This window comes from Dysgonomonas gadei ATCC BAA-286 (genome assembly GCF_000213555.1).
Taxonomy (GTDB): Bacteria; Bacteroidota; Bacteroidia; order Bacteroidales; family Dysgonomonadaceae; genus Dysgonomonas; species Dysgonomonas gadei.
This window is the reverse complement of sequence record NZ_GL891980.1, coordinates 650870-668214: the sequence shown is the minus strand read 5'-3', so window position 1 is coordinate 668214 and position 17345 is coordinate 650870. Positions and strand designations below refer to the sequence as shown.

Sequence of the window (17345 nt, the reverse complement as noted above, 5' to 3'; positions counted from 1 at the left end):
TTTTATAGTTTAATCATAATTTCTCGGCTGAAGGCGGAACGTCTTTTGCTCCCCAGTTCCTGTTTGGTTTATTGCCCATAACCAGTATAAGTTTACCTCCGTTTTCTATATCAGAATGGCTGAACCATGCTTTATCCCAGTCTTTTCCGTTGAATGTTGCCGACTGGATGTATTTATTATCGCCAGAATAGTTTTGAGCCTCGATTTCGAATACTTTACCATTGCTCATTGTCATTTTGGTATTTGCGAAAAACGGACTTCCTATATTATACACAGGCATTCCCGGGGTTACAGGATAGAAGCCCATCATAGAGAATACTACAAAAGCTGAAGTACCGCCGCCATCTTCGTCACCGGGCAGACCCATAAGGTCGTTGCGGAACCATTGGTTTATCAGTGTGTGGATGCGTTTTTGCGTTTTCCACGGCTGCCCGGCATAGTTGTACAGGTACGGAATATGAAGGCTCGGCTCGTTTGCCATCGAGAACTGTCCCACATTGCCTGTATGATCGGGTAGCTGTCCGTAAAATTCAGGTTTACCTTTACCCAGCGGTTCTACGAAAGTACGATTCAGATTAGCGATAAATTGTTCGTTGCCGCCCATGAGACTGATAAGGTCGGCAACATTGTGAGGTACATCCCAGCGGTAAACCCAGCCATTATTTTCCCCATAGTAATCGCGCGCACCCATTCCACCAGAATAGCGGTAATCGAATGGTTCGATGAATTTCCCGTTTTTATCTTTAGGATGGAAGAATCCTGTTTCGGCATTGTATACGTTTCTGTAATTATATGAACATTTCAGGTAATAATCGGCTTCTTCTGTTTTGCCTAATGCTTTTGCTATTTGAGAAAGGCACCATTGGTCGTAAGAGGTACCTAGAGTGACGGCGATAGGCTGGCGCTTCTCGAACGAGTTTACGTTCTCTACAGTTTCCTTCTCTCCCGGATACAGGGCCGGAATATAGCCATGTTCTTTATAGAATTCGTCGAGCCATCCGGCAGGCGCGCCTGACCACGGAATTAGTGTTTTTTCTTCTATACCTTTTTTACAGGCGATATATGCTTTTTCAAGGTCGAAGCCTTTCAATCCTTTTGTATAACCATCTATCACGGTGGCTACGGCATGATTTGAATTCATCCGGCGCGAGTCTCCGGTTATTTCCGGGAATGTAGGCATCCAGTTGGTACCCATCTGTTCGGCCATCAACAGGTATGAATTGATGATGTCTACTTCTGTTTTTGCTTCGGTAAGTACGCGTAGCGGGTGGGTTGCTCTATAAGTATCCCAAATCCAGTCGTCGGTATAGAAGGGTTTGCCTCCGTCTTCGTGTATTTTACCATCGAAGGCGCTGAAATAGTGCCCGTCTTCACTGATGCAAACCGGACGTTCATAACAACGATACAGAGATGTATAGAATACAGTTTTCTCTGTATCGTCGTTTCCATTCACCTTAATTTTACCTAAAACCTCATTCCAAATCGCACGCCCTCTGTCGGCGAGTTGTTTTACGTTATAATCTTTTTGTTCTCTTTTCAGGTTGTTCTTTGCTTGTTCTTCACTGATAAATGAAATACCATAGCGAAGGTTTATTGTTTGTACTTTGTCTCCGTAATATAGTACAACAAAAGCATTGTCTCCCTCAACCTGTCTTTGGCTTTCGTCGATGGCATTGTCTTTCCATGTGCCGGATTCTACAGGAGTTTGTTCTGTTTCCAGATATATATATACGTTTGTATTATTTTCCAGTTTTTGATATCCGCTGACAGCATTGCCCTCTACTTTTATTGCTCCGTTTTTGGAATTCAATATAAGATAAGCCGGTGTTTCGGATTTTGAAAAGTCAATCTGGTAGATAGCCGATTGATGCGAAGGTGCATATTGGATATGCGTTTGCTGATCGTCCAGGTCTACTTCGTAGTAGTATGGTTTCAGCTTTTCTCTATCGTAACTATACGCCATGACAGGCTTTATGTCTTCTTTGGCGCCTTGATAAGGGCTAAGGTTGAAAGCCGAACGTCCTCTGTGGCTGGTTACAATCAATGGCAGGCCTTTGATATTATCGCCTGTGAAATCGGCCCGTTCGGGATATACCCTAAGCATACTGTTTGGCAGATGAATGGTAGGGTAGGTGGGTACAAGCAGATGACTGATGTTGCCCATATAAGGATTTACATAGTCGACCGGCTGTTTATTTGCACTACCATTATTTATAGATGTACAAGCTGATAAAATAAGGATGCAAATGAAGAAAAATACATTACTGATTTTCATGATAAGTAATTTATTAAGTTGATATTTTTTACAAAAGCAAATAAAAAGGATACCAACTAATAGATAGATTAATTTTAGATTAAAAAAAGACTTAATTCTCTATTCGTTTTCTAATAAATCGGTCGAATTAAGTCTTTTTAATTATAATTTTTGTCTGCGAGTCTGTTTCACCTCTTGTATAGTCCCGTCAGAATTGTAATACAATTTATCTACGCACACCGAACGAAGAGTTCCCTCTCCGGATACATCCGAGGTATGATAGAAAGCGTACCATTGGCCTTTGAACTCAACGATAGAACCGTGACTGGTGTCGCAAGTAGTCGGTTGCAGATAAATACCTTCATATTTCCATGGCCCCAGCGGTGAATTGCTTGTTGCATACCTCAAACGATTAGCCCCCGGATTATTGTCGGCATAAGACAAGTAATAGACGCCATTTTTTTTGTGTACCCAAGCCGCTTCGTGAAAATCACTCATTCCCGTCATTGGTGTCATTGCTCCGTCTAACTTAGTCCAGTCATCTTTCTTTAATTTACCACCATACATTCTGCCTCCTCCGCCATTGTAAATATATGGTTGTCCATTATCGTCTACAAATACGCATGGATCTATTTCAGCAGACATACCTTCTACATATCCCCGTACACGGAATTCCTTATCGGGATATTTACTGGTAGCTACACCGATACGCCAGGTACTGTTCCAATTGGTCGCATTGGTGGGATGAGGAAAATAGAAATAATATGTTTCATTAGCCGGGTTGTACACGCAATCGGGAGCCCACATAAAACCTTCACAGCCCCAACCGGCTTGTTTTCGCACAGTGGCTGCATTCATGATCTCGCCATGATCTGTCCAGTTGATCATATCTTCTGTCGAAAACACATGATAGCGGTCCATCCGGTCGCATCCCTGTGCAGGTTCCATGTCATGCGATGCATATACATAAAGTACTTCTTTTCCATTAATGTTCCATACACGTGCTGAAGCATCGGCTGTATACAGTGGACCTTTCAACCAGCTATTATACATTGGCGACTCAAAGTCTACAAACAGAGGATTGGCCATCGCTTTAGTGGCAGGATAGGTGAAAGAATTGGACAGTTCCTCTAAATCTCCTGTGCGTGTAAATACAAACTTATCCACATTGCCGGGGGTACTACCGAAGTATTTCAGTACATGTTTCCCCTTGGTCAACTGGATGTTTGTAGCTGTTGTTTTTTTAGAGAAGTCCGTCCATCCACCCTGAGGTATAGTTATGCTCCGGCTTGCTCCACGCCCATCCACTTCAAAATAGAAACTGCCTTCCGAGCCATCTCCTTTTACACAATAGGTGTCGATAGAATAAGTCCCGGCTTCGTCCACCTCAATTGTATAACAAATCCACTCACCAGGCTGTACTTCACCTATATAATATCCACCCGATGCTCTGGCATCTCCACGTATATCAACTGCATGTCCGCTTCTATAACCGTCAGCAGTTTTGGAATCACTTTCGTAGTAAGCGACACCATTCACTCCTTCGTCGAAATCTTCGGCTTCTACTGTCCCAGGCACATGATGAGGCCCTTGATAGGCGGTTCCTTTATAGGCATTAAGAAACGCCTCTGTGTCATAATCCAGATCATTATCATAGACATAAGGACCATCCGGCTCGGAGGGTGTGGGAGGAGTAACTTCCGGAGGCGTTTCCTCCGGAAGTTTCTCAGGGGTCTCTTTACTATCACTGCACGACGCAAAGAGTAATGCAATGATCAGACTTCCTGTTTTAACCAGATTTATTAATAATTTCATAAGTCTTATTTTCTGGCAGGCCAGGTAGATTTCAAAGGGATTTCTCCGCGCAGCATCTTTTTGCCTTCTGCAGTGAGCCACAGATAGTGGTCGGTAGGCAGATTGTCTTCGATACCTGTGAAGGTAACATTGAGTTCCGAAGCTTTTTTGCACCAATCATTTCCTGTCAGGCCTTCTACCATAGTGGAAGTCATTCGATACCCACCATTCTGGAACACCACATAATAATCCTGATCTGCTGTATTACCCGGTACCTTCGATTGATTGAGGCATTTATAAATAGCCGTGCCTTCATCTATTTCATCAAACATAGCAATGTAGAGCATCTGAGCTCCCGACTTGATACCATGATACATCTGATTCCAAAGGAACGTACCACCCAGGCGCGGTTGAACTGTGTTATTCGGATGCATATTGCGGTCGGCAGAGCCGGGGAAACAAAGCGGAGCATAGTCTACTCCATTCTCTTTACACCATTTGACATCTTGCTCAATTAAACTATGGAAGTTCGGAAAATTATTATTATCATAACGACCCACAAACCACGGCATGATCACTTTGGCAGCTTTGATCAGATCGTGTAATTTAGCATCAGGTAAAGCATCGTTCCGCCTTTCGCGCCAGTAAGTAGGAACACCCAACATAATGTTGTAGCCCATTTCCTTCAATCCATTCATCAATCCTTCCACATCGGTAAGACTGTAAGGCCGGCCGTCATTGAAACCTACACCCCACAAAGTAATCAACGGCTTGCCGTCATGGTAGAGGTAGTATTTCTGTTTGGCTTCCCTATTCAGTAACTGATATTTGTCCATGATAGCTTTTGCATCGGCCAAAACAGCAGCTGTAGTGTTATTCTTATTAGGCTCGTATCCACCCAGGTCGTACATTACGCAGATGGCGCGCTGATAAGTGTTAGACCCTTTCATGGCAGACTCCAGTACTTTATCGAAATGAGTCTTTCCATCATGGTTGTTTATTACCTCACCCACAAATCGTTGCATAAATACTCCATCGAGACCGTATTCCTTCATCCATTTGAAATGGAGCAATACGCTCGATTCATCATAAGCGCTATATACGGTAGCCTTTTCTCCATTGGGATAGAAAAAATGTTCTGACCGACCGGGTGTACCATCGTCTCCGGGTGTATACTGAACTGTATATTCGCTCATATCCGGCCAGAAATCGATTTTGTTTCGTAACACGCCAGGCTTAAACATGTCATTCTCCCGATAGTGATACCACTCGGTATTTGCATGGTCGGCATGTGGACATCCGTCTCCGGGTGCGCCAAACCATCCTTGATAACCAGCCATCACCAATCCCCGGTATGTATCGAAAGGCTTGCCGTCCTCATGCGGGGCAAAGCCAAGGTCGTTATATACCTCTTCTACAGGTGGATTCGGCTTCGGATCCGGCTCTATTGCGGGTGGAATATAGTCGTCATCTCCGCTGTTACAAGAGGTTGCGAATAATAACAGACCTCCCAATAATATCTTGTTTAGTTTCATATATTTCATCTTTATCATAAATATTAGTTTGTTATAAATTTTGAATAAATAGCTGTAATATATCAATATATACAAGCACTTTTCATTGTCTATTTGTACCCCGCCATTTACTCTATTTAATAACGAACCATTGTAAAAAGTAAAGAACCGGGAGAGAGTCTTTCTTTTTATGTCATCCCTCCCGGTAACATTTTGAGAATAATCTAAATCACCTTATATTACCTTTATTTACTCGGGATTTCAATCATTTTGATCTCTGTATAATTATATTTCTGTTGAGTATCATTTACTCTGGCACCCATACGGGCGAAATAAATATAACCAGGTTTGACAGGTAGCCTAAAGCTATAAACCTGGCTCTTCCCATCTTGTAACTTAGGTATGTTTGCCCAGCTTGTCATGATGCTTTTCCAATATAGAGGATCGCCATTAGCGTCTTCCGGGGTGTTATAATAACTGATCGAATTGCCGGCACCACAGAATTGATTCAAGCTAAGAAACGGCCTGATATCCCTGATATTTGGCAGTCCCGTTTTGATAGGAGCGTCGAAACGGCACGACATTGTCAGTGAATCATTGACATATTCCATTTGGAAATCAAACATTGTCAGGTAAGGGGTCACTTCAAAATTTTGTTCTAACTTCTTTCCAATCCCTACCCGTATTGTATCGCAAGGCCACCAAGCTCCTTCGGGAACTACGTCATATGTACCTTTGAAGAGCTTCGTATTATTGAAAGTTCCATCCTGTTTCACGGGGATATCCTGATTAGCGGGATTGAGACTATAACTCTTCTCCCATATACGGATACGATTTTCACCCTGATCGGCAAGAATATTCTGGCCCGTAGTCGAATCGATAATACGTCCGGTGAAATGGGCATCAGGTTCATCAAAGTTATCAACTTCCATACACGAAGTTGCCAACAGTGCCGACACGCCCACAAGCAGACTATATATTACTTTTTTCATATTCAAGTATTTTAGTTCATTTATTTCCATTAATAACCATCATTACGTACCAAATTCGGATTTTTTCCAATTTCTCCCCCCGGTATTTGTTCATAATACCATCTTCTTTCGAATGTCACTGTACGGGCTATGGTTTCTACCTCGTTCAGGTATATCCATTTGTCTTCATTCAGTACATAATAAGGAAGTAAGGTATGTCCGAATTTCCCATTAAGGAAATCGATGTCGGCCACTCTCCAACGACGCAGGTCGAAAAGACGTTGGTTCTCGAAGCACAGCTCACGAGCACGTTCGTCACGGATATATTTCAGGTTTTCGTCAATGGCGAATCCGTAGAGCGACGTACCTATATCTTCCGGGTTGGTTACCATCTCATGAGGATGAGCGCCGGCACGTGAACGGATTTGGTTCACATATACGAATGCTTCTTTTTTCAGATTGTTGTCATTTCTCAGCGTACCCAACTCATAAGCGGCTTCCGCCCAGTTGCAAAGCACTTCTCCGTAACGGAATACTTTCCAAGGTTGTTTACTGCCGAATAATACGCGGCTGGCGGCAGCGGCAGCGGGGTCTGTATACTTACGAATAAACGCTCCCGAACGGGTATATCCTTCGTCGCCAAGTCCTTCACCCAAGCCGTCCTGTCCACTCACTCTCACCATTTTACCGCCAATATTCCGGCTTTCGCCTGCCCGCTGGGCTCTGATACGATATCTGTCGGTATAGTCGTTGCGGCTTCCTCCAATCTCGGCAGTGCCGTCAGCTGCTGTTCCCGGATATTCTGTATAAACACCTGCCTGGATGTCTACCTTTTTGCCGGAGCCCGGTTCAGTCATTCCGGTGAAGTAGAAATTAGCACGGCAGCGAGGTTCCATTTCCCCGTTATTCCAAAGCTCTTCCGGACTGTCGAAACGAACCGGTTTGCCATCTGCGTCGATGATGGCAGGCACCTCATACAATTTCATGAGTTCCCATGTCGGTTGCAAAGCCGCTCCTGCCGCTCCACCGCCAATCATACTCAAAGGCAACACCATTCCGTCCCAGCAATGGAATAAACTTGTATCCCAAATGGCATCGGCCACTGCTGTATATTGTTTCACAAAAATATCCTCGTCTGCCTTATTATCATTCAGGAAGACTTCTACATATGCTTTTTCTTTGGCAGCAGCATCTGCGGCGCCTGCTCCATGCAGCGTATAGCCACCTTCCTGAATAAACTTACAAGCATCGTATGCATATTGGAAAAATTCTTCCGCTTTATCCGCAGGAATGCTCATCAGTCCACTGCTGACAGCCGGACCGCTTACATTGATGTAGCTACCATATTTAGCCGCACATCCGGCATACAACATAGCTCGTGACATTAGGGCGGCAGCAGCGTAGCGATTGGCGCGACCTGGTTCATACTTGCTTTTGTCAGCAGCATTTTCCATCGCAAATTTCAGATCTTCGTAGATAAACTTCCAGCATTCGTACTCTGTATTGCGTGGTTGTAGCAATGCTTCGCCAGCAGTAGGGTTCAACACTTCTTTTACAATAGGTACTCCACCATAGCGTTTCACCATTCCAAAATAATAAAACGCACGCAGGAAGTGAGCTTCGCCCAGGTAAGAATTATATTCTTCTTCGGTCGAATAACTGTCTCTATAATTCGGAAAAACCGCAATGAAATTGTTGATGTCACGGATACGGTCGTAAGGCCAATATCCCCAACCATCACCATAGGATGTACCGCGGCCTAATGCTTCGAGAGCAGCGGAAGCCGGGCTACCCTTTTGTGCTGTCCATTTATTGCCTGTATGCCAACCATCCTGATTGACGGTCGCATACCCCTTTCCACTGCCATCAGACCCTGTATGATTATAGTTAAAGTCTTCGATGGGAAGGTCCTGATAAGTGACAGCGAAATACTTTTTGATACCATTGTCAGAAGTCAACAGGACATTTTCCCCAATGATTCCTTTCGGCTCCAGATCCATGTCATAGCAGGAACCCATGGTGAGTGTTAACGCTGCTATACATATATATTTGAATGTTTTCATATTCTGTCCTTTCATGTTAGAATTTAATTGTAGCACCTACATTGAAGGTGCGGTTCACCGGATAATTATAAAATAAAACACCTTGCTCATCATTATTATTGGAACCTCCCTTAGCCCCCGGACGCTCAGGGTCAATATTGTCCAAGCCTGTTATAGTCAATAGGTTGTAGGCATTCAGGTATACACGAAGGTTTTTGATACCCATTTTGCTAATCAAGGGTTTGGGTAGTGTATAACCTACTTCCAATGTTTTCAGACGTATATATGAAGTATTTTTAATACCGGTTGTACCTGAGCCAAAAGGACGGCCGGTAGCCGGATAGAGCCCCTCTTCCCATTGGGTATTCGGGTTCCAGGGATCATCTGTCGCGTTAGCTGTATGCCAACGGTCCTTGTAGATATCCAGAATAGCGCCTCCGAATGCACCTACTTCGGCAAATACTTCAGTGTATTGATTGTATACACCTGCTGAACCTTGCCAGTTCATAGAAAAGTCTACACCTTTCCATGCGGCTCCCATTGTGATACCATAGTTGAATACCGGCAGGTTGTAAGTAGCCACCGGATGGTTGTCCTGGTCGTTAATAACTCCATCACCGTTCCAGTCTTCGTACCAATAGTCTCCCGGCAGCGAACCTTGGCCGTAATTACCTCCGGTAGTGTTATGATAGCGGATTTGATCGTAACTGGTGAATCTTCCCCCTTCCTTGTAGGTAGCCCAGATATCTTTGTTACGACCGGATGTCTGCCAACGACGCCAATTGTCCATTGAGTTTTGTGCCGGAGAATCGATTCTATAATCCCAACGATTCTTCGTGGCTGAAATCTGACCATTTACCCAATAAGTAATGTCGTCTATCTTGTTATTATGTCCCAGACTGATTTCCCAACCGAATGTTTCATCACTTTCGATATTTTCCAAAGGCATGGAAGCACCTACCGTGCCTGGAATAACGGATGTGCTTCTTGCTAACAGTCCGTTCCGGCTACGTTTGAATACATCGAATGTACCTGTGAGTTTTGAGTTCCAAAGGTCGAAATCAAGACCAAAGTCCCAAGTGTCTATGGTGTACCAGGTTAGGTCAGGATTTGGGATAGCCGTAGGCGTTAATCCGCCCATGAGAGCTCCGTTATAAATCCAACCGAGTTTCCTGCCATTCAGTTCATAACCCACTACCGTAGGAGGATAGTTGCCTGCGCCGCCATCGTCCCCCATTCGTCCGTAAGATCCACGCAACTTAAGGTTGTTTAAGTATGAAATCCATTCTTTCATAAATGGCTCCTCACTGATGCGCCAGCCGAGAGATGCTGTAGGGAAGAATCCCCAACGCGACCCGGACGGAAAACGGGATGATCCATCGTAACGGAAAGCAAAGTCTGCTATATAACGGCCTTTGTAGTCATAATTAGCTCTTCCTACAACTGCTTGACGAACCACATCCCAAATACCGCCACCGTCGGAAAACGCTGTTTGGCCTTCGGCTTCACCGTAAATAAGGTATTCACCATCGAGAAGCATGTCACGCTGCCCATAGAAGTTATCATAGTTATTGTATTGCTCCTCGAACAGCACCATAGCGTTGATGTTGTGATCGCCGAATTTATGGGCATAGTTCAATGATAATTGCATTACTGTCCCATAAGCCGGATCGGTGCGTCGTCTCAGATAACTGTCGGCATTCTGAACGATAGGTTCTATAGTCCCATTTCCTAACCGTTGATACAGATTGTGTGTACGTTTGTATTCTGTATTATTTGTAGAATAATAGTCGTAGCTATAGAATGCTTTCGCATTTAATCCCTCTACGCCCGGAATATCATAAGTCAGTGCCAAAGAACCATTAAAGTTATTCCGTTTTTCGCGGCGGAAACCGGCAAAATCACTGTTGGTTTGAGCTACAGGATTATCCATATAACCTGCTACCGGCATTTGCTCGTTGAAAGCAGGCATACTATGATCGCCATCCAGCCATGCTTCAGCCGTTGGGCGATAGCTCCACGCTTTTTTGTATACTGTCCATATATCGGTGAGTGGCTGGTTCTTCTCATCCATATAACCACTCAACTGTACCGCGGCTTTCAGCCGTTTGGTAATTTGTGCGTCCACATTGCTTCGGAAGTTCCAACGGTCATAGTTCAGGGAACCGCTTCTGTATGCTCCTTCTTGTTTGATGTAGCCCAGATTGAAGAAATACTTCACTTTATCCGATCCGCCATCCATACTGATGTTGTATTGAGATTGTGGCACATTGTTCTTGAACAACTCATCGTTCCAGTTGGTACTTTTTTTGCGGCCGGTGCTGTATTCCAGCATTTCTTCCCAGGTATATTGAGGAGTAGTGCGAATGGGATAGTTGCCGTTAAAATCGTTGTATCTTTTTTCGTTGGTCAGTAACATATGGTCTGTCGCACTTGATGTTTCGGGTACATAGAGGAACTGTTGCCAGCCTAAATTGGCAGAGAACGTGATGTCAAACTTGCCGTTGGTGGAATCACCACGCTTGGTTGTAACCAGAATAACGCCATTGGCGGCACGAACACCATAAATAGCTGCCGTACCATCTTTCAATACGGATACGCTTTCTATTTCATTGGCATCCATACGGGAAAAGTATCCTTTATCACGGGGAATTCCATCGACTACGATCAGAGGTTCGCCCATACCGCGGATGTCAATTTTGCTGTCAAAATCCCCTGGCGCCGAACTATTCTGAGAGATGCGCACACCCGGTATCTTACCTGAAAGCATGTTGACCACATTTTCATTCTTGGTAACAGCGATTTCTTTACTGTTTATCGCGGAAACCGCACCTGTCAGTGTTACCTTCTTTTGTGTACCATAGCCTACAACGACTACTTCTTCCAATTCTTTGCTATTTTCCTGTAATGTGATTTTCAGGTCAGTTTTGTCGGCTGTTACCACAACCGTTTGATAGCCAATGAATGAGATTGTCAGTTTTTCTTCTTTCGATGCCTCTATTTTGAAAGTACCGTCCAAGTCGGTCATTGTACCACGGGTAGCGTTTCCATTGACTGTTACAGTGGCTCCGATGACTGGTTCTTCTGAGGCATCAACGACCATCCCCTGAACCATCCGGAGCTGCGCTGAAGCAGGCAATGCCACCAGGAGGCATAAAAACGCGACTATAATAAACCTCCACGAGGCCGACGCGCTTTTTCCATATGTTTTTGAGTTACTATCTTTCATGATATAATTTTAAATTATTAATCGGAAATATGATTTCTATTTGCGATAGAAAGACCTCTCTCCCCATGCGGGGAGAAGAGAGTATTTCATATATGATATATCCAAAAGATTATTATCTTGGAGCAACATCTACTACGTTCTCCGCACTGGTGCGACGGTTGATCCAAAGGAATACCAAACATCCGTTACTAATTGGTTTCATTCCGTAGTCATATTCGAATTCGAGTCCCATACCTACACGAAGGGCCCATCCACCATAAGCTGTTGTTGTTTTGAAGAAACCATCGGATGTGATATTCAAGCCTTTTGCAGTCATGTCCTCACCTGGAAGTCCGTCCCAACCTGTAACAATTTCTCCATTACAATCGGATTGTGCGAGAGCCTTTTTTTCATCATCGGACATCGTCCAGTTCCTGCGTTGTGATTTTGCGATTGATGTTTGGATATTGAACCAATTCAGTCCACGAGAGAATTTTGTGTATTTTTTGCCGACGTTAGTCACTACCAATTTAGTACCATCGCTCATAACTAAGTCCTCCTCTCCCAATTTTACTGAATACGCTTTCAAAGCATTCAGGAACTTCATGCCATTACCATGTACCAAAGACAGTTTGCCTCCAATTAAAGTTCTCGCCAAATCGATGCTGTTTACACCCGGATTCACGATGATTCCTTCACCTTCGCCAACGCCTGTACCGTCAACTCCAGGATTACCGTATTCCATGTGTTCACTGAAATTCACTAATCCACCGTGGAAATCAATATTTGCCAATGGATCAATGACTTTCCAGTATATTTTAGCTTTTATCACATCGTTAACTACGACATTAATCAATACACCGTCAGGTTTTGCATCACCTTCTTTTTTATTAAAGTTTGAACCTGGACGGCCTTGCATTTTCCATGCGCCATTTGCGGTTAGACAACTTTTTAAGAAGTCATACCTATCTTGCACATTACCATTCTGATTAGCTTTCACTCCCAATTCGAAACGCAGGTCTGCCGCGTTAATTGAAGGAAGGGAAACAAGTGTATTGAAGTTGAATTCATTCAGGAAGCTGACAGCATCAGTTTCGGGTAGAGTAGCTGTCCAGAAGCCTGGTGATACTTCTGTTGCGTCAGTAATTGCATTAGAGAAAGTAGGGGTAACAAGTTCTTCACTATTGAAAGAATAGTCGTCGGAAACTTTTACAGTAAAGTAATTGGAGCTGATAGCCGTAGTACCGTTGATAGTCATATAGATTGCCACGGCATACGATTTGCTCGCTTCTACACCAAGAGCTTTGATAGGAACTTTAATGAAATCGCCCTCAAGCGTTACATCGCCGTCGACTTTGAACAAGCCATTGCCTCCTACTTTGAGTTGGTGGGCTTCTGCTATATCGAAAGTGGCACTCTCTAAATTAGCGGAAGTGATAGCCGGTGTAGCCAAAAAGTTTACGGTAATGCTTGTATTACCTATATTGACGATACCGTCAGTAGTTTCAGGACTGTAGATTAATGAGTTTACTGCCGAACCAATAGGTAGTACATATTCAGTTTCATCCACAGTAATAATTACATTTTTCTCATTTTTTTCTACAGTAATATTTGCTCCGCTACCGGTACCCGGTTTAATTGTAATAACTTTACCATCACTCAAAGTTAAAGTATAAGTGCCATTGGCTTCTTCTACCTTTACAATGGTTGCACCGGTTGTCATTGCATTTGACAGCTGATCTTTGAGATCCGCAACTGCAACTTCTAATACTGATACTCTTGATTTCAGGTCATCGACGTCTTCACCACATGATGAGAAAATACCTGTTGAAAAAAGCATGACTCCACATAGGAGCACATTTAAAAATCGTTTGTTCATACATAAATAGGAGTTAAATGGTTTATTCATAGATAAATAAGGATTAAGTTAAGTGATAACTTTTGTTGTGAAATCTTTATCTTTTATTTAAGTAATTTCTGAAAAACAAATATTTGCGTGGAAAACTATACGAAGTTTCCAAAACAAGATTTTATAAGCCGAAAACAGGTTGTTTCCGCTTGTATTTTTCCCTGGAATTATTGCTCATAAATTGTTATTATAATCGTTTAGGTTCGAGGATTTGTATATCAAATGGATTAGGCCTATGCTGTCTTACACCTATGGTTATATAAATATACACGGATCCGGATCTTCTTTTGTGTTCAAGAGGTATTTAATGTATTTTTCATGTTTATATAATTAATTTTAATAGTACTTGAGTGTGGGCAAATTTATATAACATATATTAATATTTTTCTAAAAATAACATTAATAGAGCCATTAAAATTTCTATAATTTAGGCTTTTAAACCTTTTATTCATAAGGGTTTCATTAATTCAGGAGATAACTGATGCTTTTGAATATGGAAGTAAATTAAATAATGAGAATAGGGATTAAACCGATTCGGTATTTTATGAAAGTTTATTAATTATGCCAATCAGTAGTTCAAGTAACTATTGTAGTATAAAATTGTTCTATTTTTTTCAGCTGCACTTCGTTCCGCTTAAATGTTCATTTTGGCATTGCCCAAAACGAACCAAAAGGCTAGCGCTTCGCTCCTCGGCGACCCAAAACCGTTTCGTCGGCTGAATCAAACACATGGGCTATAGCCCCGTTTGATTCTACGCCGCCTGCAACGGATTGGGTACCCCGCCTGCGTCACTAATGCGCAAGGGCTGACGCACGCGGAGCTAAAGCCTGAAAAGACACAGTCCTGTCGCCGCATCGCGATTCCGGCCTCATTCCGCAGGCGGGGTACCCAATCCGTAAAGCGGAGGTGTAGGGCAAAATAGGATAGCTGCTATACACGGCTAATAATCCGTCTATAGATAATTCCGTATTATTTTGCCCCACCGGAGCTGCGGTTTTGGGTCGCCAAAGGGATGCAGCCTTGATTTTTGTAACTTTTTATCAAGAAAAAGTTAAGAAAAACAAGCCGGACGGCGCATTAGATAAAAATAGAACATTAAATCTCAACTACTGATTCGCATTAATAAATTAATACATGTAAATTTGTTAAGGTCTGGTATTGTAAACTTCTCTTCTTTGGCTGGTGACGAGGCAGGTACGGATAATAAAGGTATAATAAGTATTACGTTTGTTGATCTTGACATGTTAGATAATATAGCTTGAAGATATAATAAGAGGTGGATAACATTTCGTCTTAGCCGAATGTTTATCCACCCCCATTATGTGCGTATAGAAAAGATTATCTATGAATAGATATCTCTTTTAATCAATTATGTAATCATTTCCTGTTATCTCAAACTGAGTTTCGACAAGAGGTAATTTTTCCGCACTTGTTTTTGTAGGAGAAGTTCCTCCGATATATAGCTTGCTTTTTCCTTTAGTCATTTTTAATACACCATCTTCGTCTGCCAGAGCCATTTCTCTTGGCGATAATTTGAATGTTACACTTTTACTTTCTCCCGCCTTCAGGGATATCCTTTCGAAGCTCTTCAGCGCATATAACGGTAATTGTCTGTTTGTACCGTTATTGTCGTGGGATATATATAGTTGGACTACTTCTTCTCCATCTGTCTTTCCTGTGTTTTTTACAGTGATGGAAACTTCCATGTTTTCACCTGCTTTTATACTTGCAGGCATTTGTATAGGGGAGTATTCAAACTTGGTATAGCTTAATCCATAACCGAACGGATAAAGTACCTGTCCGTCAAAATAACGATAGGTTCTGTTCTTCATTTCATAAGAATTGAATGCAGGCAGGTCGCTGTCTTTTGTATAGAATGTCACAGGTAATTTTCCCGAAGGGTTATAATCTCCGAAAAGAACATCTGCAATGGCTGTTCCTGCATCCTGTCCCCCATACCAGGCATTTAATATTGCAGGTACGTTTTGTGATTCCCATTCGGCAGCGATAGCACTTCCGGTCATCATAACAAAGACAGTCGGAATTCTTTCTGCTTTTAACGCCTGCATCAGTTCTGTCTGTATTTTCGGCAGTTTTATGCTCGTACGGTCACCTCCTGTAAATCCTTCTATTTTGACAGGCATTTCTTCACCTTCCAGTTCCGGAGATATACCTCCGGCAAATATGACTACGTCCATTCCTTTCAAACGTTTGGCCAGAGCTGCGATTTCCTCTTTGCTGTTTTCCGACGGTTTTACAAAGTCAATACCTTTTTCATAAATCACCTCTGTATTTTTCAGTTTGTTCTTGATAGCTTTGTAAGGAGTTATTATCTGTGTAGGGAAGCCATTGTAGTTACCCAGCACTGATACTTCATTGTCTGCATTAGGTCCGATAACAGCTACTTTCTTCAACTTCTTACTTAGCGGTAGAAAGTTATTCTCATTCTTTAATAATACGATTGATTCTCTCGTTATTTTAAGGGCTAAATCCTTATGAGGTTGTGATTCCAGTACCGAAAGTGGAATTTTTGAGAATTTCACATCTTCTGCAGGATCGAACATTCCCAATCTGAAACGTATTTCGAATAGGCGCTTTAAAGATATATCTATTTGTTCCTCTGTAATAAGCCCGGTTTTCACGGCATCTACAAGAGCTTTGTATGCTTCATTGCCGCAGTCGATGTCAGTTCCGCTATATACCGCATCGGCAGCAGCGTATTTAGCATCAGGATGGGTTTTATGATGACGGTAAAAATCGTCGATAGCGCCGCAATCGGATGTTACATATCCTGTGAAGCCCCATTTATCTCTCAATATTTCCTGCATTAGCAGATTGTTCCCGCAACACGGTTCTCCGCTAAATGCATTATATGCACACATAACGCCTGCTACTTTGGCATCTACAACCAAATCGCGGAATGCAGGAAGGTACGTATCCCACAAGTCGAATGTGGTAACAAAGGTGTTAAATGTATGGCGAGTATTCTCCGGACCGCTGTGTACAGCATAATGTTTAGCACAGGCGGCTGCTTTTAGATATTGGGAATCGTCACCTTGTAGTCCGGCGACAAATGACTTGCCTAAAGCCCCTGTCAGGTAAGGATCTTCTCCATATGTTTCCTGCCCGCGTCCCCAACGAGGATCACGGAATATATTTACATTAGGAGTCCAATATGTCAGACCATGGTATATAGAATAGTTTCCTTTTGCCGAAGCATCATTGTATATTGCACGTCCTTCGTCAGAAATAGCATTTGCTACATCTTTTAGTAACCTGGCATCCCATGCAGCAGCCATCCCTATGGCTTGGGGAAAAACAGTTACTTTGTATTCTGTGCGCCCAATGCCATGCAGGCATTCGTTCCACCAATTATAAGCCGGGATATTGAGCCGTTCTATGGCCGGGGTATTGTTTAGCATTTGCAATACCTTTTCTTCTAAAGTCAGACGCGATACCAAATCAGATACCCGTTTATCTGTAGACAGCTTTGTATCGCGGAAAGGATATGGCTGACCGAATATCAGAGTGCCCGAAAATGTGGAAAAAATGAGAATTAAGAGTACCTTAGTTTTCATGATAAAGATTTTTTAAGATATTTATTAAATACAAAATAAAGCAAAAGGCATTAATAAAAGCTGAAATCAAACAT

General features: G+C 42.7%; 8 protein-coding genes. All 8 read right to left on the bottom strand.

From position 1 onward, the window contains the following. Positions 1-13: 13 nt before the first annotated feature. The 8 genes from HMPREF9455_RS06740 to HMPREF9455_RS06705 all read right to left on the bottom strand — a co-directional run bounded on the left by HMPREF9455_RS06740 (position 14) and on the right by HMPREF9455_RS06705 (position 17271). Positions 14-2275, bottom strand: a complete 2262-nt coding sequence (locus tag HMPREF9455_RS06740) for a GH92 family glycosyl hydrolase (protein WP_006798880.1) — start codon at positions 2273-2275, stop codon at positions 14-16. Positions 2276-2416: 141 nt separating this feature from the next. Further along, positions 2417-4069 carry a family 43 glycosylhydrolase gene (locus tag HMPREF9455_RS20635; protein WP_006798879.1) on the bottom strand — a complete coding sequence of 551 codons (1653 nt, stop codon included), beginning with the start codon at positions 4067-4069 and terminating at the stop codon, positions 2417-2419. Positions 4070-4074: 5 nt separating this feature from the next. Continuing rightward, positions 4075-5583 carry a glycoside hydrolase family 99 protein gene (locus tag HMPREF9455_RS06730; protein WP_148401852.1) on the bottom strand — a complete coding sequence of 503 codons (1509 nt, stop codon included), beginning with the start codon at positions 5581-5583 and terminating at the stop codon, positions 4075-4077. A 224-nt stretch (positions 5584-5807) separates the two neighbouring features. Further along, the gene (locus HMPREF9455_RS06725; protein ID WP_044215629.1) at positions 5808-6554 is read right to left on the bottom strand and encodes a DUF3823 domain-containing protein; all 747 of its coding nucleotides are present in this window, start codon (positions 6552-6554) and stop codon (positions 5808-5810) included. A 29-nt stretch (positions 6555-6583) separates the two neighbouring features. After that, on the bottom strand, positions 6584-8596 hold the full coding sequence (locus tag HMPREF9455_RS06720) for a RagB/SusD family nutrient uptake outer membrane protein (RefSeq protein WP_044215628.1): 2013 nt from the start codon (positions 8594-8596) through the stop codon (positions 6584-6586). Positions 8597-8612: 16 nt separating this feature from the next. Further along, the gene (locus HMPREF9455_RS06715; RefSeq protein ID WP_006798875.1) at positions 8613-11804 is read right to left on the bottom strand and encodes a SusC/RagA family TonB-linked outer membrane protein; all 3192 of its coding nucleotides are present in this window, start codon (positions 11802-11804) and stop codon (positions 8613-8615) included. A 112-nt stretch (positions 11805-11916) separates the two neighbouring features. Further along, positions 11917-13662, bottom strand: a complete 1746-nt coding sequence (locus tag HMPREF9455_RS06710) for a PL29 family lyase N-terminal domain-containing protein (RefSeq protein WP_044215529.1) — start codon at positions 13660-13662, stop codon at positions 11917-11919. Between the two features lie 1392 nt (positions 13663-15054). After that, positions 15055-17271, bottom strand: coding sequence for a glycoside hydrolase family 3 C-terminal domain-containing protein (locus tag HMPREF9455_RS06705; protein WP_006798873.1), 2217 nt, complete (start codon positions 17269-17271; stop codon positions 15055-15057). Positions 17272-17345: the final 74 nt, after the last annotated feature.

Bases quoted from the DNA above. Each gene is read 5' to 3' on its own strand.
- HMPREF9455_RS06715 (WP_006798875.1), bottom strand. From the start codon at position 11,804: ATGAAAGATAGTAACTCAAAAACATATGGAAAAAGCGCGTCGGCCTCG.
- HMPREF9455_RS06740 (WP_006798880.1), bottom strand. From the start codon at position 2,275: ATGAAAATCAGTAATGTATTTTTCTTCATTTGCATCCTTATTTTATCA.
- HMPREF9455_RS20635 (WP_006798879.1), bottom strand. From the start codon at position 4,069: ATGAAATTATTAATAAATCTGGTTAAAACAGGAAGTCTGATCATTGCA.
- HMPREF9455_RS06720 (WP_044215628.1), bottom strand. From the start codon at position 8,596: ATGAAAACATTCAAATATATATGTATAGCAGCGTTAACACTCACCATG.
- HMPREF9455_RS06725 (WP_044215629.1), bottom strand. From the start codon at position 6,554: ATGAAAAAAGTAATATATAGTCTGCTTGTGGGCGTGTCGGCACTGTTG.
- HMPREF9455_RS06710 (WP_044215529.1), bottom strand. From the start codon at position 13,662: ATGAACAAACGATTTTTAAATGTGCTCCTATGTGGAGTCATGCTTTTT.
- HMPREF9455_RS06705 (WP_006798873.1), bottom strand. From the start codon at position 17,271: ATGAAAACTAAGGTACTCTTAATTCTCATTTTTTCCACATTTTCGGGC.
- HMPREF9455_RS06730 (WP_148401852.1), bottom strand. From the start codon at position 5,583: ATGAAACTAAACAAGATATTATTGGGAGGTCTGTTATTATTCGCAACC.